The 22,815-nt window shown below is 33.2% G+C and carries 23 protein-coding genes; 3 read left to right on the top strand and 20 right to left on the bottom strand.

Annotation, left to right across the window (positions count from 1 at the left end; genetic code table 11):
- Positions 1 to 38 precede the first annotated feature (38 nt).
- From AC2DZ0_RS00800 to AC2DZ0_RS00785, 4 genes are read right to left on the bottom strand one after another with little or no spacing between them, the layout of a single operon-like run.
- Positions 39 to 512, bottom strand: coding sequence for a DUF2271 domain-containing protein (locus tag AC2DZ0_RS00800; RefSeq protein ID WP_484643062.1), 474 nt, complete (start codon positions 510 to 512; stop codon positions 39 to 41).
- Between the two features lie 5 nt (positions 513 to 517).
- Positions 518 to 2,002, bottom strand: a complete 1,485-nt coding sequence (locus AC2DZ0_RS00795; RefSeq protein ID WP_484643060.1) for an ankyrin repeat domain-containing protein — start codon at positions 2,000 to 2,002, stop codon at positions 518 to 520.
- Between the two features lie 41 nt (positions 2,003 to 2,043).
- The gene (locus AC2DZ0_RS00790) at positions 2,044 to 2,532 is read right to left on the bottom strand and encodes a DUF2271 domain-containing protein (RefSeq protein ID WP_484643059.1); all 489 of its coding nucleotides are present in this window, start codon (positions 2,530 to 2,532) and stop codon (positions 2,044 to 2,046) included.
- A 6-nt stretch (positions 2,533 to 2,538) separates the two neighbouring features.
- Positions 2,539 to 3,444 carry a DUF6607 family protein gene (locus tag AC2DZ0_RS00785; RefSeq protein ID WP_484643058.1) on the bottom strand — a complete coding sequence of 302 codons (906 nt, stop codon included), beginning with the start codon at positions 3,442 to 3,444 and terminating at the stop codon, positions 2,539 to 2,541.
- A 160-nt stretch (positions 3,445 to 3,604) separates the two neighbouring features.
- On the opposite strand from AC2DZ0_RS00785, the gene AC2DZ0_RS00780 reads away from it, so the two are divergent.
- Positions 3,605 to 4,579, top strand: a complete 975-nt coding sequence (locus tag AC2DZ0_RS00780) for a helix-turn-helix domain-containing protein (protein WP_484643056.1) — start codon at positions 3,605 to 3,607, stop codon at positions 4,577 to 4,579.
- Here the strand turns inward: AC2DZ0_RS00780 and AC2DZ0_RS00775 are convergent.
- From AC2DZ0_RS00775 to AC2DZ0_RS00720, 12 genes are all read right to left on the bottom strand, one after another.
- Positions 4,566 to 5,747: a THUMP domain-containing class I SAM-dependent RNA methyltransferase gene (locus tag AC2DZ0_RS00775; protein ID WP_484491123.1), complete on the bottom strand. Its 1,182-nt coding sequence runs from the start codon at positions 5,745 to 5,747 to the stop codon at positions 4,566 to 4,568. The genes AC2DZ0_RS00780 and AC2DZ0_RS00775 overlap by 14 nt on opposite strands.
- A 121-nt stretch (positions 5,748 to 5,868) precedes the next feature.
- Positions 5,869 to 6,462 (bottom strand): hypothetical protein, encoded by a 594-nt coding sequence (locus AC2DZ0_RS00770; RefSeq protein WP_484491122.1) that lies wholly within the window; start codon positions 6,460 to 6,462, stop codon positions 5,869 to 5,871.
- Positions 6,463 to 6,520: 58 nt separating this feature from the next.
- Entirely contained in the window at positions 6,521 to 6,946 is a 426-nt protein-coding gene (locus AC2DZ0_RS00765) for an RrF2 family transcriptional regulator (RefSeq protein WP_484491121.1), read from the bottom strand.
- Between the two features lie 121 nt (positions 6,947 to 7,067).
- Positions 7,068 to 7,394 carry a 2Fe-2S iron-sulfur cluster-binding protein gene (locus AC2DZ0_RS00760; RefSeq protein ID WP_484491120.1) on the bottom strand — a complete coding sequence of 109 codons (327 nt, stop codon included), beginning with the start codon at positions 7,392 to 7,394 and terminating at the stop codon, positions 7,068 to 7,070.
- Between the two features lie 4 nt (positions 7,395 to 7,398).
- Entirely contained in the window at positions 7,399 to 8,454 is a 1,056-nt protein-coding gene (locus AC2DZ0_RS00755; RefSeq protein WP_484491119.1) for an NAD(P)/FAD-dependent oxidoreductase, read from the bottom strand.
- A 73-nt stretch (positions 8,455 to 8,527) separates the two neighbouring features.
- Positions 8,528 to 9,106: a precorrin-2 dehydrogenase/sirohydrochlorin ferrochelatase family protein gene (locus tag AC2DZ0_RS00750; RefSeq protein ID WP_484643054.1), complete on the bottom strand. Its 579-nt coding sequence runs from the start codon at positions 9,104 to 9,106 to the stop codon at positions 8,528 to 8,530.
- Complete coding sequence (gene cobA, locus AC2DZ0_RS00745; protein ID WP_484643052.1) at positions 9,106 to 9,867, bottom strand: uroporphyrinogen-III C-methyltransferase; 762 nt, start codon at positions 9,865 to 9,867, stop codon at positions 9,106 to 9,108. Before cobA ends, AC2DZ0_RS00750 begins: the two co-directional genes overlap by 1 nt.
- 59 nt (positions 9,868 to 9,926) lie before the next feature.
- On the bottom strand, positions 9,927 to 12,023 hold the full coding sequence (locus AC2DZ0_RS00740) for a nitrite reductase (protein WP_484643050.1): 2,097 nt from the start codon (positions 12,021 to 12,023) through the stop codon (positions 9,927 to 9,929).
- Positions 12,024 to 12,035: 12 nt separating this feature from the next.
- A complete protein-coding gene (locus AC2DZ0_RS00735; RefSeq protein WP_484491115.1) occupies positions 12,036 to 13,283 on the bottom strand; it encodes a sulfate adenylyltransferase subunit 1 in 1,248 nt (415 codons plus the stop codon).
- Between the two features lie 121 nt (positions 13,284 to 13,404).
- On the bottom strand, positions 13,405 to 14,307 hold the full coding sequence (cysD, locus tag AC2DZ0_RS00730) for a sulfate adenylyltransferase subunit CysD (protein WP_484491114.1): 903 nt from the start codon (positions 14,305 to 14,307) through the stop codon (positions 13,405 to 13,407).
- A gap of 40 nt (positions 14,308 to 14,347) precedes the next feature.
- Positions 14,348 to 14,977 carry a phosphoadenosine phosphosulfate reductase domain-containing protein gene (locus tag AC2DZ0_RS00725; RefSeq protein WP_484491113.1) on the bottom strand — a complete coding sequence of 210 codons (630 nt, stop codon included), beginning with the start codon at positions 14,975 to 14,977 and terminating at the stop codon, positions 14,348 to 14,350.
- Entirely contained in the window at positions 14,977 to 15,234 is a 258-nt protein-coding gene (locus AC2DZ0_RS00720; protein WP_484491112.1) for a DUF2061 domain-containing protein, read from the bottom strand. The genes AC2DZ0_RS00725 and AC2DZ0_RS00720 overlap by 1 nt, the downstream gene beginning before the upstream one ends.
- Before the next feature lie 256 nt (positions 15,235 to 15,490).
- Here AC2DZ0_RS00720 and AC2DZ0_RS00715 point away from each other — a divergent pair, with 256 nt between their 5' ends.
- On the top strand, positions 15,491 to 16,687 hold the full coding sequence (locus AC2DZ0_RS00715) for a GAF domain-containing sensor histidine kinase (protein WP_484643047.1): 1,197 nt from the start codon (positions 15,491 to 15,493) through the stop codon (positions 16,685 to 16,687).
- Here AC2DZ0_RS00715 and AC2DZ0_RS00710 read toward each other — a convergent pair.
- The 3 genes from AC2DZ0_RS00710 to AC2DZ0_RS00700 are packed head-to-tail and all read right to left on the bottom strand — an operon-like array spanning position 16,682 to position 18,890.
- Positions 16,682 to 17,098 (bottom strand): RrF2 family transcriptional regulator, encoded by a 417-nt coding sequence (locus AC2DZ0_RS00710; protein WP_484491110.1) that lies wholly within the window; start codon positions 17,096 to 17,098, stop codon positions 16,682 to 16,684. The genes AC2DZ0_RS00715 and AC2DZ0_RS00710 overlap by 6 nt on opposite strands.
- A gap of 48 nt (positions 17,099 to 17,146) precedes the next feature.
- Positions 17,147 to 17,863 (bottom strand): LytR/AlgR family response regulator transcription factor, encoded by a 717-nt coding sequence (locus AC2DZ0_RS00705; protein ID WP_484643045.1) that lies wholly within the window; start codon positions 17,861 to 17,863, stop codon positions 17,147 to 17,149.
- Between the two features lie 7 nt (positions 17,864 to 17,870).
- Positions 17,871 to 18,890 (bottom strand): sensor histidine kinase, encoded by a 1,020-nt coding sequence (locus AC2DZ0_RS00700; RefSeq protein WP_484643043.1) that lies wholly within the window; start codon positions 18,888 to 18,890, stop codon positions 17,871 to 17,873.
- Between the two features lie 220 nt (positions 18,891 to 19,110).
- Here AC2DZ0_RS00700 and AC2DZ0_RS00695 point away from each other — a divergent pair, with 220 nt between their 5' ends.
- On the top strand, positions 19,111 to 21,480 hold the full coding sequence (locus AC2DZ0_RS00695) for a TonB-dependent receptor (RefSeq protein ID WP_484643041.1): 2,370 nt from the start codon (positions 19,111 to 19,113) through the stop codon (positions 21,478 to 21,480).
- Between the two features lie 105 nt (positions 21,481 to 21,585).
- Here AC2DZ0_RS00695 and AC2DZ0_RS00690 read toward each other — a convergent pair whose 3' ends face one another.
- The gene (locus AC2DZ0_RS00690; protein WP_484643040.1) at positions 21,586 to 22,758 is read right to left on the bottom strand and encodes a trans-sulfuration enzyme family protein; all 1,173 of its coding nucleotides are present in this window, start codon (positions 22,756 to 22,758) and stop codon (positions 21,586 to 21,588) included.
- Between the last annotated feature and the right edge of the window lie 57 nt (positions 22,759 to 22,815).

Genomic DNA, 22,815 nt, shown 5'->3' with positions numbered 1-22,815 from the left:
AGGAAGTAATAAGTGCGTTTTCAATATTCAAGGAAAATTTATTTTGGCATCATACGAACATATCGGATAAAACCATTTCCTTCGATTTTTGATTGAATTGTTTCTGATGTCAGTTCATAGGATACATCATCCATGTAATATTCATCATCCTCTACCGACGTTTCGATGCGTATTTTATATCCCGCATTGATAACGGCATCTTCAAGAGAAAAAGAAACTACTTGTCTTTTCCCTCCTGACAAGGTTGCTCCTGTGATTGCATCGATTTCTTCTTTTTTAGATTTTTGAAAAGCCCACCAGTGATCTACTTCTGGATACCATTCTTTATCATCTCCAAACACTTGTAACGTTTTGGCATAAGAACCATCTGGTTTGATTAATGAAATAACGATATAGGCCCCTTCTCCTGAATAATTCTTCATTTGAATCATACATTTGTAAAGACTCGTTTTTTTCGTAGAAAAAGCTAGGATAGAGATCAATGTAAAGAGTATTAAAACAGTTTTTTTCATTCCTTTTATTTTAAAATTTTAATTTCTTTTGAATTCAGCTGCTCATTTTCTTTTGCTAACTGATATACGGTTTCATCAAAATCTGTTCGGATAGATTTATCAGCTCCAAGAGACAGCAAATAATCAATGGTTTTCATATTGGTAGCACTCATCACTGCAATATGCAAAGCTGTTAGTCCATCTGTATTTTTTACATTGATATCAACTCCTAAATTGCTTACAGTTTTTAATAACTTTTCGTTATTTTTTTCCGCTGCCAAGTGATATAAAGTATTCCCATTCTTTTGCGCTGCTGCAATATCAAAACCATTATTTTTAAGTAGGTCTAATTTTGTTTTGAAATCCTTTGAATTTCTCCTATTCAAAGTCCTAAATAAATGATAAACTATATTATTGCCTTTGGCATCAATTACATTGATATCTGCCTTTTGATCCAATAGATATTGGATTACTTTGGGATTATTTCCCATAGATTTGGTCAAACATGTCTCTCCCTCGTTATTTTTATGATTGATAGATTTGGTATTTTCCTCCAACCAACTAACAACCTTAAGAGAGTTTCGTTCCGCAGCCTTTATCAATGGATTATTTCCTTTAGAATCCACTTGATCTACAGATACCCCTTTTGATTTAAAAAACTCAAAAGAAGCAATGTCTTTATTTCCTGATGAAAGATTATGAATGGCATTTATACCGTCATTATTGGTAATATTTGCCTCAACACCAAGTGATTCTAAAAACTTAAATTTCTCTAAGGATTGGTATCCTTTTCTTGAACCCATTGTTGCGAAAAGCATGGCATTCCCTCCGTTTTTGTTCGGTTTGTTATAAGGTAAACCTCGAGAAATTAACTCTTGTAACACTTGTTGATTTCCTCCTTTTGCTGCATAATTAAAAGCTCCATTTCCTAGATCATCTGTATCAGTTAGTAAGGCTCCCTGAGAAATAAAATATGCTACAAGAGAAAAATCTTTAACGCTTGTAAAAGCTAATAAAAGTCCATTTGCTCCATGGCCATCTTTATCTGTTTTGATATCTATTCCTGCATCAATCAATAATTTGTAAACCTCAATATTAGTTTGACCAGCAGAAGCGGCAAAGGTCAAAGGAGAAAATTGATGAGAATCCTTAACGTTCACAGATGCCTTCTTTTCTATCAATTTTTCAATCAATGCAACATTCCCGGAATAAGCCGCCCAAAAAATATAAGTTCTTTTGTCGTGCGTTCTTTTATCAATTCCATTCCCCTCAAAAGAGAGCAGATATTCTATGGTTTCTAAGGGTGCATTCCCTAAAATTGACTTAACAACTGCATCAAAATTATTTTCATCAAATTCAGTTATATCATTTCCTTCTTTTATCGCTTGTTTTACCGCTGAAATTGTAGTTTCTGGAGACCAAAAAGATCTATCCAAAAAAACATTTTTATTTTGTGAACTTAAACTCAAAGTGTATGCCCATAAAAGCAAAACTGTTATCTTAATTTTCATTTACTTGTATTTTTATTCAATATTTTTTGAACTCTGCTCCGCTATTGAGCTAACATTCTTATATAACTGATGTAACCAATACCTTCAATTTTTTGATTCAATTCTTGGCTAGATGTCAATTCTATTTGAATATCTTTTTCGAAATAAGCATTGTCCTCAACAGCTGTTTCAAACCGTAACTTGAAACCTTTTTGAAAAGCATCTTTAGGAATCTTAATATTCGTAACAACGCGTTTTCCTGACCCCACCGTTGCCCCAGAGATTGCATCAATATTTGGTCGGTACTTTCCATAAAATTGCCACCAAGATGGAATCTCTGAAAACCACTCGTTATCATCTCCCTGGACATAAAGAGTTTTTACATAATTATTTTCATTATCCAACAATGAAATCACTATGTAGGCTGGCTCTCCTTCATATTTATTCATCTGAATCATGCATTTTACAGGAGTCGTTTCATTTAAAGCGTTAAAACTAACCACCGTGAAAAACAAGACAAAAAGAACCGTGAAAATTTTCAAGAGCTTCATGAAGAATTATTTTACAAATGATTCGATAATTTGATTGATTTCTTCTGCACTACTTACTTCTTCTTTGAATAGATGTTTATACAAAACCTTGTTATCAACTTTACTTCTTAAGTTCAAATCTCTATTTCTAGCGTAAACTTCGTTCCATTTTGCTCTTACTATTTCCCATTTAGAAGTATTTTCTTTCCACCATTTAGCAGCAGCCTCACATCTACTATCGTCAATTCTTACATAGATATTGTATCCCTTTTCTTTTGCTAATACGACATCCTCTTTTCCTTTAGCTCTAATCAACTTTGAGTTATCTTGATCATGCAACCAACCATATTCGGTAATTTCATGACGATTCCCACGCATTGTTACATTATAGTCACTTCTTTTGGTGTATTCTCTTCGTGGTAAGGGTGCAGATGTAGTATTCTCCCAATAACTTTTCCCATCTACATGAACCCATGTTGCGGTACCTTCATATCTTGGACTATTATCAACTTGATAAACTTTTTGAGTCCATTGTTTGGATACATCCTTATTTGATTTTTGTTCAAAAAGCCAAGTATTATCTCCATTGAAACTGTATAAATCATTATTCTCATACAACCAATCTTGCCTCCAATGTTTAACTATATGTGGATCTGATGGATTTCCTACTTGCAAAAGATGTTGAATAGAAATTTTATTTTTTTCATCTGTAACTAAACCTGCCAATTCAATAGCTGTTGCCACCTTATCCTCAGATGCATGATATAAAGAATCTTCACTGTATTCAAAAGTTTCAGTAAAATTAAAAGTTACTTCAAAACACCCACACATTTCCTTAATCGCATTCTGATCCTTTTTCTTTTTTGACTGTGCATTTGTGACAACTGCAGTTCCAAGAAACAACAGTATTAAAATCTTTTTAATCGTATTCATTTTTATTTATTTTTATTAAGTCTTAATAATATTTAAATACAAAAATACATGAATACAGGACTTTCAAACTTTCGAATACGGAAATTATTTTTACCAATTCGGAAAAATAACCCAATCTCTTATTTTTAATTAGTTTAAATTAATACTTTTACCGTGACTTATGATGAGTAATGATTTAGATTTTTTTTTAGCCACTGAAACTTCCTCTAGACTAAATAATTCAAAAGAAGAATTTGGTTTAAAAAAGGAAGCGTATATCTATGTGCACAACAACATTAAAGGTCTTTTCAAGAGCATCGAATTCAATACATGGAGAATTCAACGACACACGCTTGAAGAAATTAAAAATTTAGATACAGCATTGGTTTTGAATAAAAACCATAAATATTTTATTCTAAATGTATCTAATTGTACCGCTCTTACATGGACTGTTGAAAATCAAGCCCAAGAACTCTCTCAAAAAACTGGAATATTCATAAACAATCCGTTAAAATCATTTAGAATAGGTACTACACTAACAGAGACTAAGATTATTATTTTTGAGTTAAAAGAAGCCTATTTCAAACAGAGTATATTTAATGAAAGTCTTCAACATCACATTACCTCTACTCTGAATTCTCAAGACAGATTCACATTTAACGTGGACGCTAAAAAAGAAGCAATACTCAAAGAAATTTTCGACCAAAATGCTTTTGGCTTGTGTCAGTTGATGAGCTTGAATAATAAAATATTTGAATTTTTAGCGTCTGTAATCGACTTTTCATCTGTTCAAAAGAAAGAAAATAAAAAGCATCCATATCATTTGCAATTGGAAAAGGTTACCAAGCAAATAAAAAATAATTTAGAAATTCAATTTTCGATTGAAACCCTATCAAAAACGGCGGGGTTAAATACATCATATCTAAAAAAATATTTTAAAGAAGCTTACGGGATCACCATTTTTGAATATTCTCAAAAGAAACGAATCAAATATGCGAAAAAACTCTTGAAAAAATCGACGCATAGCATCGCTACCATATCAGAGAAAGTCGGCTACCAACAAAGCGCACATTTTTCATATGCCTTTAAAAGAAATACCGGACTTTCCCCAAATCAATACAGAAAAGAGAAATTATTACAAACTACTCTTCCGTAGTACCCCATTCTGTTTTCTGAGGCTTTCTTGAGCCTTCGTACATATCGTATCTTACAAAACGACAATCCAAATCTCCATTTTTTAATGGAATTCTTTTCGATGTTCGCAAACCAACATGTTTCAATGCTTGTAAATCAGAAGTAATAAACCATGCTGTTGAACCTGGATATCCAAATTTCAATGTATCTCCAATATTTTTATAAAAGCCTTCTAAATCGGCTAATTCCAAACGTTCTCCATAAGGAGGATTGAACATGATTGTAGTTTTTCCAAAAACTTCTTTTTTGGAGTTAAAAAAGTTCACATGATGTACTGCTGCAAAATCAGCTAAATTCGCATTTTCAATATTTTCATTTGCTTTCCTTACCGCAGAAGGCGCCTTATCAAATCCCATTATTTTATAATGTGGACTACTAATTTTTTTCAATAAGGAATCCTGGATAATAAAATACAAGTCTTCATCATAATCCAACCAATTTTCAAAAGCAAAATGTTTCCTGTTTATATTGGCAGGAATTCTACAAGCTATCATCGTTGCTTCAATCAAAATAGTACCAGATCCACACATAGGATCAATAAAATTTTCTTCTCCTGTATATCCCGATAACAACACCAATCCTGCTGCTAATACCTCATTAATAGGAGCAATATTAGTTGAGCTTCTGTATCCTCTTTTATGCAATGAATCCCCAGAACTATCAAGAGAAACAGTACATAGGTCATTCTTTATATGCACATGAATTTTTAGATTCGGGTATTTTAAATCTACATTTGGTCTTTTACTATATTTATGACGGTAGTAATCTGCTATGGCATCTTTAGACTTTAAAGAAATATAGTGCGAGTTTGTGGTAAAATTTCTTGAATTCACAACTGCACCAATAGAAAAAGTACCTTCTACTGACAAATATTTTTCCCATTCAATTTTTTGAAGACTTTTATAAAGATCATCTTCATTTCTAACTCTAAATTTTCTAATGGGTTTTAAGATTCGTATGGCAGTTCGTAAAGCAATATTAGCCTTATACATAAAACCTTTATCTCCTCTAAAACTAACACTTCTATTGGCTATTTCAACATCTTGTGCACCAAGATCTTTCAATTCCTTTGCCAATACTTCCTCTAAACCAAACATGGTTGTAGCAACCATTTTAAAATTATTCTCCATTTTGTACTATTGAATTGCAAAAGTACGGAATTCTAAACCTATTGCATCCAACTTCATCACTTAGATAAAAGAAAAAAACAGCCAACTGTAAGAAGCGCTTCAGCTGACTGTTTTTATACCTTTAAAAAGTATAACCTAAGTGTACTGTTAAAAACATGGTAAGCGGTGCAATGTCATAACTTTCGCCTTCAATCGTATTATCACCAGCTATTTTTGCAGTATAACCAACACCTCCCCATGGTTTTATATAAAAATTGTTATTAAATGGCATAAACGAATAGCCTACATAAGGCATCACTAATACATTAGAAAAATTAGAGGTCTCCATATAATGATCGTTTTCCAATCTAAATTCTTGAATACTTAATTGTCCACCAATAAACCATTTTTTATGAACCTCTGAAAAATAATATTCTTCAAATAGTCCATATCCTAAATTTATTCGAGCCTTCCATCCTTTACCTTTATTCATCTCATTTAAATCAACAAATACATCTGGTAAATCCATCGCATAGACTCCTGCTCCAAATAAATGATGTTCGCTATTTTTAGGTTGTAATCTGAGATGAAAACTATAACCATTAAATAAAAAGGTAGCAGGATCCACCTCTATGCTAATTTTAGTTTTTTTTGTATTCTGATTCTGAGCTTTTACAGCCTTAGTACCAACTAAGAAAAATATTGCTAGTAGTACCGTTAATTTAATAGTTTTCATTTTAATTTATTTTTAATTATACTATATATTTATTATATTTAGTTTAAGGTAAAAATTTTTACGACATATCTTGCAATACTTCCGCTATTGATTTGGCACCTAAACTGAGTTTCATTTGCTTTTCAGCTTGCTGTAAAACTCCTGTAATTGACTTTTGAGCTTTGTCTGGTCTCTTACCCTCTGCCAAGATATTATAAGATGTTTGAAATAGCGTTTTACCTCCTTCTGTTGCTTCCAGGATATCTAATACCGTTATCGACTTTGGATCTTTTAATAGCCTTACTCCACCACTTTTACCTTCTTTTGTTTCAATGATACCTGCTAAGGTCAAGCTTTGCATTATTTTAACCAATGTTGGTCTAGGAATATTTAATATTTCTGAAATAGATTTCGTTGAAAGAAACTCAAACTGACCTTGTCGAATTTTATCCGCAATAAAAATTACAACCAAAACAGCTTTAGAAAAAGACAACGAATAAGACATACTTAATATACTTTATATTTAGTTACAAATATAGACTAAAATCTATTCCTGCAAAATAAAAAACAAAAAAAATCTCTAACCTTTCGATTAGAGACTTTTATTATGCTTATTTCAGTAAAACTTACACTTCACTTTCCGGTGCTAATTCAATTTCCAAACCATCCATTTCAGGAGTAATATGTAATTGACATCCCAAACGACTGTTGTCTTCCACGTAAAATGCTTGATCCAACATATCTTCTTCAGCATCTCCCATTTCAGGTAATTCATGTTCAGACTTTACATAGCATTGACAAGAAGCACACATGGCCATACCACCACAAGTACCTTCTACAGGTAACTCATATGCTTTACACAATTCCATGATATTCATCCCCATATCTGTTGGAGCATCTAATTCATGAACTACACCTTCTCTATCCGTAATTTTTACTTTAATATCTGACATTTTGTTATTCTATAGTTTTAACAACTGCTTTTTTAGCTTCTTTCTTTTCCCCATCAAATCCTGTAACTCCATTTACGGTAGTATACTTCATTACATATCTCTTTCCTGGGTTGATAATGTTATAAGCAAATTGAACTGCAATTGTAGCCTCATGGAAACCACTCAAAATCAATTTCAATTTTCCTGGGTATGTATTCACATCTCCAATAGCAAAAATTCCTGGGATGTTTGTTCCATAATCCAACGCATTATTTACAACAATCGCATTTTTCTCAATTTCTAATCCCCAATCAGCAATAGGTCCTAATTTTGGAGACAATCCAAATAAAGGTATAAAGTGATCACATTCTTTAACACTTTCACCTTCTGTTTTGTGCTTAATCATAACTGATTCAACTTTGTCTGCTCCGTGAATTTCTTTCACCTCAGCATCAGTAATCAAGTTAATTTTTCCTTCCTTAGACAATTCAGCAACTTTCTCTACTGAATCCAAAGCACCACGGAAATCTTTTCTTCTGTGTACCAATGAAACTTCAGAAGCTACATCCGCTAAGAAAATAGCCCAATCCAAAGCAGAATCTCCACCACCTGAAATTACCACTCGTTTACCTCTATAAATTTCAGGATCTTTAATAATGTATTCAACACCTTTATCTTCGTAGTTTACGATTTCTTTGATAGGCGGCTTTCTAGGCTCAAAAGATCCCAATCCACCAGCGATAAACACTGTTGGTGCATGATGTTTTGTTCCTTTGTTTGTAGTTACAACAAATGTTCCATCGTCTAACTTCTCAATAGTATCCGCTCGTTCACCTAATGTATAAGTTGGCTCAAATGGAGCAATTTGCTCTGCTAAGTTTTTTACCAAATCACCCGCTAAAATTTCTGGATAAGCAGGAATATCATATATAGGTTTCTTTGGATAAATTTCTGTACACTGACCACCTGGTTCAGCTAGAGCATCAATTAAATGACAACGTAATTTTAATAATCCCGCTTCAAATACGGCGAACATTCCAACTGGCCCGGCCCCAATTATTAATATATCTGTTTCGATCATCTTGTAATTATTTTAATTTATTTGGTTTTGCAAAAATCGTAATAAAATACTATTTCGCCTTATACTAATTCAATTATTTCTTCTTCGCTACCAATCCTTTGGTAAATTCGTTCAAAGCTTCCACTTTTTCTTCAAAATCTCCTTTGATAGTTTTTCTGTATTCATTTAAATTCTCTGCCAATTCATTAATATCAGCAGGAATCACTTCTTCAAAAAATTGTCTCAAACGCTTCGCCATTGTTGGTGACTTACCATTTGTTGAAATTGCAATTTTTACGTTTCCTTTCGTTACAATTCCTCCCATATAAAAATCACAAAATGGAGGATTATCCGCCAGATTTACAAGAATATTTCTTTGCTTACAATCTGAATGTACTTGTTTGTTAACTTCTTCTAAATCTGTTGTTGCAATTACAATATGTTTGTTTTCTAAAAAACGCACATCATAAGGTTGCTCAAACATTTCAATCCCATGCTTTTTCGCCAAAGCAATTGTTTCTTCTCGAAACATAGGTGAAACCATTTGAACTTTCGCATCTGGACTAGACTTCAATAAAAAAGTTAACTTCTCTAAAGCCACATTACCACCACCAACTATTAAAGTATTAAGCTCGGTAACTTTTAAAAAAACAGGATATAATTGATTTTGCATTACAATGATTTTCCTTTTTGATTTAACAATTGACTATATAAAACTTCACTTTCTTTTACGGTCTCCCCTACAACTATGATAGATGGATTGGATAAACCTTTTTCATTTACAATATTCAAAATTGTATCAATGGTACCCACTGCCAAACGTTCTTGCGATTTGGTTCCATTTTCAATAATAGCAACAGGAATTGTATTTTTCCCTTTTGCCTTGAACATGTTCACTATATTTTCAAGCTTACTCATCCCCATCAATATAACGATGGTTGTGTTAGAATTAGCAGCTGCCTCAATGTCTTCACTTAACTTTAAATCAGAGCGTGTACCTGTAATCACACGAAAACTTTCATTTACACCTCTCTGTGTTAAAGAAATTCCAAAACTCGCTGGCGCTGCAATTGCTGAAGTTACTCCTGAAACAATATCTATTTCTATTCCGTGTTGAATTACAAATTTCAATTCCTCAGAACCTCGCCCAAAAATAAAAGGATCTCCTCCTTTTAATCTTACCACATGCTTTCCTTTCAAAGCATGTTCAACAATTAATTCTTGTATTTTTTCTTGAATGAACTTATGCATTCCTTTTCGTTTTCCAACAAAAATTTTCTCTGCATTTTCAGCATAATCCAATAACTCTTCATTAGCCAAAGCATCGTATAAAACTACATCTGCTTCACGCAAAGCTCTTACTCCTTTTAAAGTAATTAGCTCTGGATCTCCAGGGCCTGCTCCTACTAATGTTAATTTTGGTTGCTTATTCATTCTTTTTATTTTAAAAATTAGGAGCTGCAAAAATAACAACTCCTAATTCAAAATAACTATTATGCTTCAACTAATTCTTGTTCTCTGTATTGATCTACCAAAGTGTAAAACTTTTCAGCATCTGCTAAATATTTAGCAGCAAACTCAGCTGAAGCTTCATTTTGGTTTATTTGATAAATAAAAGTCTCAAAATCAGTATCCAATTTAATTTTCCCTGTTGCTACGAATACTTCGTTGAAATCAGAAATAATTTTATTGTGCGTATTTGTTTTCTTTCCTTCTGCTGTTAATAAAGCTTTCGCTGTATTCACAATTGAACTATATGCATAATAAATACCATCAGATAATTTTCCTTCTGCTAAAGATGCCTTAGCATTTTCAATTTTTTCTTTACTGTCAAATAATAAAGTTGCAATCAAATCAATAACAACACCAGCACATTCTCCAATACCTACGGCTTTCTCATACTTCTCTTCATTCCCCCAGTCAATAAAATCAGACTCTTCTAAATTAGAAACATCAGATAATGGCTTTAAGAAATCATAGAAATACTTTTCTCCTTGTTTCAGGTAATAGTTGATAAAGTCTTTTCCATCAGCATTCGCTATAAAATCATTTAAGATCAAACGCAATGATTCTGGACCTCTTTTAGAAGGTATTTTAATTACTTTGTCAGAAATACGACCTTTTCCATCTTTTAAGATTCCTCCTCCTAATAAAATTTGTAAAGCAGGAGCAACTAATTTCCCAGACTTCACAGACATTCCTTGATAACCAATGTTTGCCATATTGTGTTGACCACAAGCATTCATACAACCAGAAATTTTGATCATTAAATCTTTGTCATCTGCAAATTGCGGGTATTCTGCTCTTAATACTTTCCCTAGTTCATCAGCAATACCCGTTGAGGAAGCAATACCTAAGTTACATGTATCCGTTCCTGGACAAGCCGTAACATCTTGAATAGATTCGTATCCTAAATCTACCATTCCTAATTTCCCTAATTCTTGGAAAAAGAATGGTAATAAATCTTCACGTACGTGACGAATTAATATATTTTGACGTAATGAGAAACGCAATTCGTCTCCTGCGTAATTCTTAATCAAATCAGCTAAAATTCTAGCTTCTTTCGTATAAAAATCTCCAATATTTACTTTTACTCCAATTGCAAATAATCCTTCTTGTTTTTGCTCAATTACGTTAGAAGCTTTCCATGCATCAAATGCTGCTTGGTCTACGGTCACTTCTGGAGCTACAATTCCTGAAACATCTGGTGTATCGAATCCTTCTGCAGAAATTTCTACAGTTTGATTAGACAATGCTTTTGTCTCTAATGCTACTATTTCATTAAATTTTTCCAATCCAACATCTTTGATGAAGAATTTCAAACGAGCTTTTGCTCTTTTAGAACGCTCTCCGTATCTATCAAAAACACGCAAAATAGACTCCATGTAAGGAATAATTTTGTTTGTTTCTAAGAAATCAAAAGCTACATCAGCAAAACGAGGCTGAGAACCTAATCCTCCACCTAACATTACTTTAAATCCTCTTACTTCTTCACCGTTGATTACTTTCGTTTTTGCGATAAAACCTATATCATGCATAAAACTTAAAGCAGTATCATCATCCGTTCCAGAGAAAGAAACTTTGAATTTACGTCCTAATTCTTGACAAATAGGATTTCTTAAAAAGAATTGGAATACAGCATGTGCATATGGAGAAACATCAAAAGGCTCATTTTTGTCAATTCCTGCAGTTTCAGAAGCAGTAACGTTTCTTACCGCATTTCCACAAGCCTCACGTAAAGTAATATCACTCTTTTCTAATTCAGCCCATAACTCTGGAGTTCTATCCAAACTTACGTAATGAATTTGAATATCTTGACGTGTTGTAATATGTAAACGACCTCTTGAATACTCATCAGACACATCAGAAATTCTGTGCAATTGATCACTTGTAACTTTACCATAAGGTAATTTGATACGTATCATTTGAACACCAAACTGACGTTGTCCGTATACTCCACGAGCCAAACGTAAACTTCTAAATTTTTCTTCATCAATTCTTCCTTCATGAAACAATTGAATTTTATCTGCCAAATCGATGATATCTTTCTCAACGATAGGATTTTCTATTTCTGATCTAAAACTTTGCATCTCGTGTTATATTTATTGGATAAAACCTACTCCTGAGGTATTGTTAGTTTGTGCATCTATTAAAATGAATGACCCATTTGCTTTATTATCAGCATATGCATCATAAAATAAAGGTTTGGCTAGTTTTATAGACACCTCTCCTATTTCATTAATTGCTAATTTTGATGCAGAATCATCTTTTCCTGTAAAATCAGTTTTGATCACAGATTTAACGTCACCAATCTTTGCAACTACTCTATTGGCACCATGTTGAATTAAATACTTCGTTCCTGGTACCAAATTTTTAGCATCCATCCAACAGATTTTTGCTTCAATTTGTTTTGCTTCTTTTGGCAACTCAGAAGATTTTACTAATAAATCTCCTCTCGAAATATTGATATCATTTTCTAAAGTAATATTTACAGAAGAACCTCTTTCTGCTTTATCAAAAGTCTTATCGAAATGGTAAATTTCTTTAATTTTAGAAGATGTTTTTGATGGTAAAACTGTTACCTCATCACCAACACTTAAAGAACCTCCATACAATTTACCTGCATACCCTCTAAAGTCATGAAATTCTTCAGTTTTAGGACGAATCACAGTTTGAATTGGCAAACGTGCTTGTGAAACTTCATAAACATCCTGAGCATCTAAAGCTTCCAAGTGCTCCAACATAGTTTCACCATCATACCAAGGAGTTTGATCTGATTTATTCACCACATTATCTCCTTTTAAAGCACTTACAGGAATAAACGTAATGTTCTGTCCTTTGTAATCTGCCTTTTCTGCCAAAGAAGAAATCTCTGCCTTGATAGCATTAAATTTTTCCTCAGAAAAATCTACCAAATCCATTTTATTTACAGCCACAACGATATCCTTAACTTTTAATAAGTTATTGATAAAGAAATGACGGTATGTTTGTTCAATTGCTCCTTTACGCGCATCAACTAAAATAATTGCCGCTTGCGATGTAGATGCACCTGTTACCATGTTTCTTGTATACTCAACATGTCCAGGAGTATCTGCGATGATATAACTCTTTTTCGCTGTTGAAAAATAAATATGAGCTACATCAATTGTAATTCCTTGTTCTCTCTCAGCAACCAATCCATCAGTAGCCAAAGAAAAATCTAAATAATCAAATCCTTTTTGCTTACTACTTCGCTCAATTGCTTCTAATTTATCATCAGTCAATGATTTCGTATCATATAGAATACGACCGATAAGGGTACTTTTCCCATCATCTACACTTCCCGCTGTTGCTATTTTTAAAACTTCCATTTTAATTTCGTATCTGGTAGTTGGTATCTAGTAGCTAGACCATTTCCTAAAATTTTTAATTTATTTATTAACTGAATCTTCGTTACATTAGAATCTAGATACTAATGTAGTATTACGAATTCTAGAAATATCCTTGTTGTTTACGCTTCTCCATAGCAGCTTCAGATCGCTTATCATCAATACGCGCTCCTCTTTCTGAAATAGAAGAATCTCTAATTTCCTCAACAACTTTTGCAATGTCTACAGCATCAGACAAAACAGCTGCCGTACAACTCATATCTCCTACAGTTCTAAAACGAACCATTCTTTCAACAACTTCCTCATCTTCTTCTCTATACACAACGGCATCATCTGCTGTCCAAATCATTCCATCTCTCACAAAAGTTTTACGTTTATGAGCAAAATAAATAGAAGGGATCTCAATTTCTTCCTTTTCTATATAAGACCAAACATCTAATTCTGTCCAGTTTGAAATAGGAAATACACGAACATTTTGTCCTAAATCAATTTTCCCATTTAAAATATCAAACAACTCTGGTCGTTGGTTTCTTTCATCCCATCCACCAAAATCATCTCTTACAGAAAAGATACGTTCTTTGGCTCTTGCTTTTTCCTCATCTCTACGAGCACCACCAATAGCGGCATCAAAACCAAACTCTTCTAAGGCATCTAATAAAGTTTCTGTTTGCAACATATTTCTACTTGCATACTTTCCAGACTCTTCCTGAACTTTTCCTGAATCAATATTATCTTGCACATTGCGCACAATAAGCTCTACCCCTAAATCTTTACATAACTTATCTCGGAAATCAATAGTTTCCTGAAAATTATGCCCTGTGTCAACATGCAAGAATGGGAATGGTATTTTTGCTGGATAGAAGGCCTTCTGTGCCAATCTTACCAAAGTAATCGAATCTTTACCTCCTGAAAACAACAACACAGGTTTCTCAAACTGTGCCGCTACCTCTCTCATGATATAGATAGCTTCGTTTTCTAAAGCGTTAGAATTTAATATTGTACTCATTATATTTATTTTATTTCGTGTAACTAAATTTTAAAAAGAATTAAGCGTGTAATCCACACTCTCTATTCCCCAATACTTTTGTCGGATCAAAGTATTTATGCTCATTTGGAATTCCGTTTTCCTCGTTGTATGCATCTAATTGTTCATCAGACCAATCGTAAAAAGGACTTACTTTGATAACACCATCCGCACCCTGAGAAACAATATCTATACTATCTCTAAATGCAGTTTGACCTTTTCTCAAGTTGGTAAACCATAAATCAGGTTGATGCTCAGCCATTGCTCTTTTAAAAGGCTCTAACTTTACTTGTTCTGTAAATACCTTATGCATCGGATCTTCAATCTGAGGAATTCCCATCACAACATCTCTATGAGAAGACGTTTGCTGCGGTACATACAAATGAATATTCAAACTCAACTGTTCCTTTAAAGCCTCTGCATGTCTATAAGTATTAGGAGTATTATATCCTGTATCACACCAAACCACCTTTAAATCTTGCTTCTGACTCGTTGTTAAATGCAAGATAGAACCTTCATAAGGTCTGAAATTTGTAGTTATCAATGGTTTCTTTGCTGTTTCTAATCCCCATGCTACGATTTCTTGAGGTGTCTTACCTTTCAAAGAATCGTTAATTTCTTGAAGCTGCGCTTCTGTGTAAATTGTACTCATTATCTTCCCCATTTTATTGTATTCCACACTCTTTCATGAAAAAAGTATAAAATCATTTTTGTCACAAAATCAACTCCAGCAATCGCAGAAGCAGTTGAAACTTCTCCCGTAATAAACAAAGACACAATCAAAGTATCTACAGTCCCCACAACTCTCCAGCTAATCGCCTTCAATAAACTACGAATGGGCTTATCAGAAACTACAGCTTGTTGGTAGCTCTGATTCTCTTTGTTGTTTTGTAACCTATCTAATATCATTTATTTTTTATTTCAAATATTGTAAAACCTATTACCCTATCGGATTGGTAGATTATGTCGCAAAAATAAGAACTTCATTACAACCTCACAAGTTTTTCTATATAAATTAATCTTCAATTTCTTCAGTAACTACAGTAACGCAGCATTTACCCTACAAAAACAGTAGGTTTAAAAAAATAATTATTTTTTCAAGAATCAAAATAAAATGATTAAATTGTTATAATCTACTGAAAAAGAAAACATTAAATAAAACGCTATGATTTACCCAACCACTCCCAAAAATGAACTTGGAAGATTAAAATCTCTTACAAGTTTTCAAATTCTAGACACATTACCGGAAAAAGAATACGATAACATCACAAGAATTGCATCTGAAATTTGCCTTAGTCCAATAGCTTTAATTTCTTTAGTCTCAAAAGACAAACAATGGTTTAAATCACACCATGGACTAGATGCAACCGAAACACCAAGAGACATCGCTTTTTGCGCTCATGCAATCAACTCACCGAATGAAATCTTGATGGTACCTGATTCTAGAGTAGACCCAAGATTCCATGACAACCCCTTGGTGCATGAAGCTCCCAATGTAGTATTTTACGCAGGGGCTCCATTAAACACTCCTGATGGCTTTTCCCTCGGTACACTCTGCGTTATTGACCACGAGCCTAAACAACTTAACAAATCTCAACTAGAAGCTCTTGAGGCTTTATCACAGCAAGTTGTTAGTCAATTCCAACTAAGGAGAAACATTAGTCTTCTCGAAGAAAAAAACAAAGAAACCGAAACGCTAAACAAACAACTTAATTCATTTGCTCATAGCCTAACCCATGATATAAAAACCCCGATAAGAGGGATTCAAACCATAGCCTCATGGCTAAAATCAGACTACCAACATGCATTAGACCAACAAGCTAATGATTGGATTGATTTGATACTTTCACGTGTTAGTTATATGGATACATTATCAACCGGCATGCTTGATTTTTCGCAAAAAACAACTGACAAAATAAAAATCACAAATTTTGACATGAGCAGTTTATTACATAGTATCAGTGAAAATTTCGATGCCAACCATTTCAAATACGAATTTATAAATGCCAATTTCAAAGTAACCCATTCAGAAATCATATTCTTAACTATTTTTCAAAACCTAATATCAAATTCCATAAAGTATTCTGACCAGGAACTTGGGCTTATAAAAATTAGCTTTTTCAAAACTGAAAAAAATCTAAAAATTAGTTATGAAGACAATGGTCCAGGAATCAACAAAGAACACCGAGAAAAAGTTTTTTTACTCTTTGAAACAATTGGTGCGAAAAACGATAATAGTGCTGGTATAGGCCTTACCACGGTAAAGACATGTATTGATAGATTAAAAGGGACGGTAAAATTAATTGATAGAAGCAATGGCTTAAGAGGGGTTCACTTTGCTATTTCAATACCTCTTTTATAGTTTACCTGTAAGATCCGCCAATGTAGTGTTTCTAAAAACCTGAAGTGTACTATCCCGTACCTGTATCATCAATTTATGAACACTACAAGCATTTTCATCAGGACAATCGTCGCATTTTTCATAAAAATTTAAACTTACGCATGGAACCATTGCGATCGGACCTTCCAACGAACGAATTACCTCTGTCATTAAAATATCGGCTGGTTCTTTTAAAAGGTAGTAACCACCTCCTTTACCTTTTTTGGAACCTAAAAGACTCGCCTTTCGCAAAGTAAGCAAGATACTTTCCAAAAATTTATGAGAAATATTTTCACTTTTCGCAATTTCTGATATTTGTACAGGACAATTTTCCTGTCTATTCGCCAAGAAAGTCAATGCCTTTAATCCGTATTTTGTCTTTTTTGAAAGCATAAAACGAAGATAGAAATTTAATTCTATATAGCCTATAAACTTAGTAGATTACCTGCGCTCGTTAAACCGTTTGATAAAATCACTTTTAAACACTCTACCCAACGGAATGGAAATCTCCCCTTCCAAAAAAACCTGATTCCCAGATATTTTTACAATCTTAGATATATTTATCAAATAAGATTTATGAACCCTCATAAAATATTTACTGCCAAGTAATTCTTGCCAATATTTTAATGTTTCAGATGAAAGAATCTTCCTGTCATTTAAATACAACTCCGTATAATCTGAGTCTGTTAAAATGTAATGAATTTCGTCAAACTTAACTCGAATATAATCATAACCTACTTTTACAAACACCTCTGTTAATTCATCAGAATTACGCGTAAAAGAACTCGAAGAATTCAAACTTAACGCTCCACTTTTCTTAGTAGCTTTAGACACTGCTTTTACAAACCTTTGAAAAGAAAAAGGTTTCAATAAATAATCAATCACATTATATTCATAACTCTCAATAGCATAATCTTGAAAAGCTGTAGTAATAATAATTTGGGGAGAAGTGGTTAGGCTTTTTAAGAAATCCATACCAGACAACTTCGGCAAATGAATATCTAAAAACACCACATCTACCTTACCGAAATTGATTACTTCTAATGACTCCATAGCATCAGCATAACAACCTATCAAGGTCATCGAACCTATATCCGAAATATATTTCTTTAATATTCTTTGAGCCGGTAACTGATCTTCAATGATGATACAATTCATATTTCAACTAATCTTTCAATTCAATTGTTAAATCTACCGAATAACTCTCATTATCCGATTCAATATTCAAACTATGACGATTTGGATACACCAATTCTAAACGTTTCTTAACATTCAACAAACCAATTCCACTACCTAAATCATGAGTGTTACTAACATCTAAAAAGGTGTTTTTACACTTGAAATTAAGTACTCCTTTTTCATCTATTTTCAAATCTATATCTATTTCGATAGCATTCGTTTGACTTGATGAGCTATGCTTGAATGCATTTTCAACGAACACAGTCAATATCAATGGCGAAATAACAAAACTTCCCATTTCTTCTTTCACTCTCAAACTTACTTCTCCTCTCCCTTCTATTTGAAGTTTACTCAGATTCACATAATGTTCTAAATGATGAATCTCTTTCTCTAAAGGAACAAATCGTTCTTTACACTCATACAACATATATCGTAAAACAGATGAAAGCTCTAAAATTATCTCTGGTGTTTTGGGCGATTCCATTACTGCATAAGAATACAAGTTGTTAATATTATTAAACAAAAAATGTGGATTTATTTGCGACTTCAAATACAATAATTCACTTTCTTTTACAGAGTTTTTCAACTCCAAAACCTCACGTTGTTTTACCAAAGCATCCCAAGCAAATTTAAAACCTACCAGTATAGAAATTGTTGGTAAAACTCCTAACAACGTATAAAAAATCTTAGAAAATTTCCTACCTCGTGTCTCTGGATAAAAAATCTTTTCTAAAACAAACTCCTCAACCAAAATTACGATTATCAAAACCGAGACTACAGCAATGACCAACTCCCAATACTTGTTTTTATAAAGAAACTTAGGCAGTAACACATAGTTGATTACAAATGCCGTAAAAACCAAATTTAAATAAAAGTAAAACTGCTTAAAATCAATACCCTCGATTCTTTTGTCATACGCAAAAAACACAAAAACCATAACATGCAAAAACAATTGAAAAATCAATTCTTTAAACCTTGAGTGAGAAAAGTGTTTTATAATCTTCATGATTTAAAATTAAACAAAATATCACTCACACAAGCATTTGAATAGTTAATCAACAAAACACACACCTTAAACTACTAATTTACAGAGCTAAACGACAATTTGCTGTTTAACCTAAAACTTTGGTCGTTTGCCAAAAAAAACTTTTGCGATACAGATCTTATGGTTTAATTTGTTTCAACACAATCTAACCCATATTTTAAATTAACAAAAATGGTTCCGAATGAAGATTAAGATTATTTTGATGGCAACACTACTACTCTCGGCTAGTTTTTCGCAAGCACAATACAAGAAAACTGAGATTCATGGAACAATTATAGAAAAAGACAATAGGCTTGCCATACCCTACGCAAGTATCGTACTCTACAATCTAGACACAAATGAAAAATCTGGAACAACTACGGATATGAATGGTGCTTTTAGCATCAACACCACCTATTCTAACTTTGAATTAGAAGTTAGTATTATGGGATACCAAACCAAAACTATTTCAAAATTAAAAAATTCAAATAGAGTGTTAAATCTTGGTAGTATTGAAATACATCCCGAAAACAAAAAACTTGACGAGGTAATTGTTAGAGCAGAAGTTTCAAAAACTGTATTCAAATTAGATAAAAGAGTTTTTAATGTAGGTAAAGATATTAGTAGTTCAGGAGCAAGCGCCCTAGAAGCCCTCAATAACGTTCCTTCTGTTAATGTTAATATTGAAGGCGAAATAAGTCTTCGCGGTAGTACAAGTGTTCAAATCTTAGTAAACGGAAAACCATCCGTACTCGCCGATCAATCTAGCAACGCTTTGGGAACCATCTCTGCCGATATGATTGAAAGTATCGAAGTAATTACAAACCCTTCCGCTAAATACGAAGCCTCTGGTACCTCTGGTATTTTAAATATCATCTTAAAAAAAGAACAAAAAGAAGGTTGGAATGGTTCCATCTCAGCAAATACAGGAACACCCGATAACCATAGCTTAGGTTTGAGTTTAAATAGAAGAACGGAAAATTTTAATTTATTTACACAACTCGGAGCCGGATATCGATCATTACCACAATACAAAAACGGGAGCAACAAGAACCTCAACAGTGGCGAAACTCTTTTTAATGAAGGAACAGAATACAGAAACGAAACGTTTTTTAACGCAACACTCGGTACAGATTACCATATCAACGAACGTAATATTTTAACGCTTTCAGGAAGTTTTGCCTACGAAATCGAAGACCAACCTTCAGAAACTACTTATACTGCTTTTGATGCAAATGACCTTCTTATTTCTAATTGGGTAAGAACGGAAACAACCGAAGCAACAAATCCGAAATTTCAATACGAATTAGATTATAAAAAAGAGTTTAAAAATAATGAAGAAAATTCCTTAATTGTAAGTGCTCTCGGAAGGTATTTTGCCAAAGACCTTTCTTCTGAGTTTTTAGATACTACTATATCTGGCACCGAAAATAACGAAAAACAACAAGTCGATACAGATTACAAATACTCGGACTACACTTTTAAAGCTGACTATGTAAACCCTATAAACGACATATTCACTCTAGAAACGGGAACCCAATATGTTGTTAATAGCGTCATTAATGATTACGAAGTTAGAGAATGGATTGAAGATGACTATGTAATCAATGATTCTCTCTCTAATAATTTTGAATACAGCCAAAACGTATTAGGTGTTTATGGAACATTTGCCTACGAAAAAGAAAAATGGGGAGCAAAAGCAGGACTTAGAGTTGAAAACACAGATTTAAGAACCTACCTTACAGATACAAATGAATCAAACAAGCAAAATTATACGAATCTATTTCCTACCCTACATGCTTCGTATAAAATAGCAAGTGATTTTTCTATTCAAGCAGGCTATTCCAAAAGAATTTTCAGACCTCGCTTAAGAAACCTGAATCCATTTGTGAGCATTCGAGATAACTTTAATGTAAGAACTGGTAACCCTGAATTACAACCAGAATTCACAAACTCTTACGAATTAACCAGTATTTTTAGTTTAGGAAAAGCATCACTAAACTCTAGTTTATATTATCGCTATACAACAGATGTTATTGAAACCGTATATACTTTTGTTGACAATATTACCATTGCTACTCCTCAAAATATTGGAACAAAAAACTCCATAGGTTTTGAAACGAACGGGAAATACAATGCTAACAATTGGCTAAGTTTTAATGGTGATTTTAATTATAACTATTTCGAAAGAAACGGGTCATATGAAGATCAATCTTTTGACTTCGTAGGACGACAATGGTCTGCTAGGCTCGGAACAAAAATTCGATTCCCAAAAGATATCGATCTCGAATTAACTGGTAATTATAGATCAGATTACCAAACCCTGCAAGGAACGAATGATGCATATGCGTTTATGGATGCGGGACTTCGCAAAAAAATCTTAAAAGGAAAAGCAATCGTCAATATTGGAATCAGAGACCTATTCAATTCAAGAATTTATTCACAATCTGTTATTCAACCAACCTTTGAAAGATACAGTGAAAGAAGTCGTGGTCGCTTTTTTACTCTTGGAATAAGCTATGGATTTGGTAAAGGGGAAGCAATGACCTATTCGGGAGGAAGAAGGAGGTAGATTTTTTTGATGGAACAATCTTTAAATAGACAACTTGGCTATTCATTTAAAACAAAAAACCAACACAAAAGTGTTGGTTTTTAATAAAAAAATCATCTATGATATTTATATTCTTTCCAAAGCCTGTTGGATATCGGTGATAATATCATCAATATGCTCTAGACCTAAAGAACAACGAACGGTACCATCTAAAATACCGACAGCTTCTTTATCTTCTTTCGCTAATTTGGCATGTGTTGTAGAAGCTGGATGCGTTACAATCGTTCTAGTATCGCCTAAGTTAGCAGACAACGAACACATTTCGATACTATCAAAGAAAGTTTTCCCTCCTTGAACACCATTTTCCACTTCAAAAGCAACAATTGTACCTCCTAGTTTCATTTGCTTGATGGCAACTTCATGTTGAGGATGAGACTTTAAAAAAGGATATTTCACCCATTTTACTTTTGGATGCGCCTCTAAAAACTCTGCTAATTTCAATGCATTATCACATTGCTTCTCACATCTCACTGATAGTGTTTCTAAGCTTTTAGACAATACCCATGCATTGAAAGGCGATAAAGAAGGTCCTGTTAAACGTGAAAACAAATAAATTTCACGAATCAACTCTTTAGAACCAACGGTAATCCCGCCTAAAACTCTTCCCTGTCCATCGATTAATTTTGTTGCAGAATGAATTACCAAGTCCGCCCCAAATTTAATTGGCTGTTGCAAATAAGGAGTTGCAAAACAGTTATCAATAATCAGTAAAACATTATGTTTTTTTGCAATACGACTCAACTCTTCTAAATCTAGCACATCAACTCCTGGGTTCGTTGGAGTTTCTGCATAAATAAATTTAGTATTTGGCTGAATCAAACTTTCTACTTTCTCTACCTCTGTCACCCCAAAATAAGAAGTTTCAATCCCCCATTTTGGAAAGTATTTTGTAAACAAACCATGTGTTGCTCCAAATACAGACCTTGCTGATACAATATGATCACCAGAACTCAACAAAGCAGCAAAAGTTGAATAGATAGCTGCCATCCCTGAAGCAAAAGCAAAACCATCTTCAGCCCCTTCCATTTTACATATTTTCTCTATAAATTCAGAAGTATTAGGATTGCTATATCTGCTATATAAATCACGCTCTTTTTCTTCTGCAAAAGAAGCACGCATTTCCTCGGCATCATCAAATACAAACCCCGATGTTAAATACAAAGGTGTTGAATGTTCTTTAAACTGAGTTCTTTCAGATTGGGTTCTCACCGCTTCCGTTTCAAAATGTCTTTTACTCATTGTATTCTTTTTAATTACTGGGTCATATTAAAACAACCCAACAGATCAATATTTTAT

Source organism: Flavicella sp. IMCC45668, assembly GCF_057219105.1.
The sequence above is the reverse complement of the archived record's forward strand: the minus strand, read 5'-3'. Positions and strand labels throughout refer to the sequence as shown.

What these genes read in the sequence shown, in the direction of transcription:
- AC2DZ0_RS00800 (WP_484643062.1), bottom strand. Translation starts at nt 512, where the DNA reads ATGAAAAAAACTGTTTTAATACTCTTTACATTGATCTCTATCCTAGCT.
- AC2DZ0_RS00795 (WP_484643060.1), bottom strand. Translation starts at nt 2,002, where the DNA reads ATGAAAATTAAGATAACAGTTTTGCTTTTATGGGCATACACTTTGAGT.
- AC2DZ0_RS00790 (WP_484643059.1), bottom strand. Translation starts at nt 2,532, where the DNA reads ATGAAGCTCTTGAAAATTTTCACGGTTCTTTTTGTCTTGTTTTTCACG.
- AC2DZ0_RS00785 (WP_484643058.1), bottom strand. Translation starts at nt 3,444, where the DNA reads ATGAATACGATTAAAAAGATTTTAATACTGTTGTTTCTTGGAACTGCA.
- AC2DZ0_RS00780 (WP_484643056.1), top strand. Translation starts at nt 3,605, where the DNA reads ATGATGAGTAATGATTTAGATTTTTTTTTAGCCACTGAAACTTCCTCT.
- AC2DZ0_RS00775 (WP_484491123.1), bottom strand. Translation starts at nt 5,747, where the DNA reads ATGGAGAATAATTTTAAAATGGTTGCTACAACCATGTTTGGTTTAGAG.
- AC2DZ0_RS00770 (WP_484491122.1), bottom strand. Translation starts at nt 6,462, where the DNA reads ATGAAAACTATTAAATTAACGGTACTACTAGCAATATTTTTCTTAGTT.
- AC2DZ0_RS00765 (WP_484491121.1), bottom strand. Translation starts at nt 6,946, where the DNA reads ATGTCTTATTCGTTGTCTTTTTCTAAAGCTGTTTTGGTTGTAATTTTT.
- AC2DZ0_RS00760 (WP_484491120.1), bottom strand. Translation starts at nt 7,394, where the DNA reads ATGTCAGATATTAAAGTAAAAATTACGGATAGAGAAGGTGTAGTTCAT.
- AC2DZ0_RS00755 (WP_484491119.1), bottom strand. Translation starts at nt 8,454, where the DNA reads ATGATCGAAACAGATATATTAATAATTGGGGCCGGGCCAGTTGGAATG.
- AC2DZ0_RS00750 (WP_484643054.1), bottom strand. Translation starts at nt 9,106, where the DNA reads ATGCAAAATCAATTATATCCTGTTTTTTTAAAAGTTACCGAGCTTAAT.
- cobA (WP_484643052.1), bottom strand. Translation starts at nt 9,867, where the DNA reads ATGAATAAGCAACCAAAATTAACATTAGTAGGAGCAGGCCCTGGAGAT.
- AC2DZ0_RS00740 (WP_484643050.1), bottom strand. Translation starts at nt 12,023, where the DNA reads ATGCAAAGTTTTAGATCAGAAATAGAAAATCCTATCGTTGAGAAAGAT.
- AC2DZ0_RS00735 (WP_484491115.1), bottom strand. Translation starts at nt 13,283, where the DNA reads ATGGAAGTTTTAAAAATAGCAACAGCGGGAAGTGTAGATGATGGGAAA.
- cysD (WP_484491114.1), bottom strand. Translation starts at nt 14,307, where the DNA reads ATGAGTACAATATTAAATTCTAACGCTTTAGAAAACGAAGCTATCTAT.
- AC2DZ0_RS00725 (WP_484491113.1), bottom strand. Translation starts at nt 14,977, where the DNA reads ATGAGTACAATTTACACAGAAGCGCAGCTTCAAGAAATTAACGATTCT.
- AC2DZ0_RS00720 (WP_484491112.1), bottom strand. Translation starts at nt 15,234, where the DNA reads ATGATATTAGATAGGTTACAAAACAACAAAGAGAATCAGAGCTACCAA.
- AC2DZ0_RS00715 (WP_484643047.1), top strand. Translation starts at nt 15,491, where the DNA reads ATGATTTACCCAACCACTCCCAAAAATGAACTTGGAAGATTAAAATCT.
- AC2DZ0_RS00710 (WP_484491110.1), bottom strand. Translation starts at nt 17,098, where the DNA reads ATGCTTTCAAAAAAGACAAAATACGGATTAAAGGCATTGACTTTCTTG.
- AC2DZ0_RS00705 (WP_484643045.1), bottom strand. Translation starts at nt 17,863, where the DNA reads ATGAATTGTATCATCATTGAAGATCAGTTACCGGCTCAAAGAATATTA.
- AC2DZ0_RS00700 (WP_484643043.1), bottom strand. Translation starts at nt 18,890, where the DNA reads ATGAAGATTATAAAACACTTTTCTCACTCAAGGTTTAAAGAATTGATT.
- AC2DZ0_RS00695 (WP_484643041.1), top strand. Translation starts at nt 19,111, where the DNA reads ATGAAGATTAAGATTATTTTGATGGCAACACTACTACTCTCGGCTAGT.
- AC2DZ0_RS00690 (WP_484643040.1), bottom strand. Translation starts at nt 22,758, where the DNA reads ATGAGTAAAAGACATTTTGAAACGGAAGCGGTGAGAACCCAATCTGAA.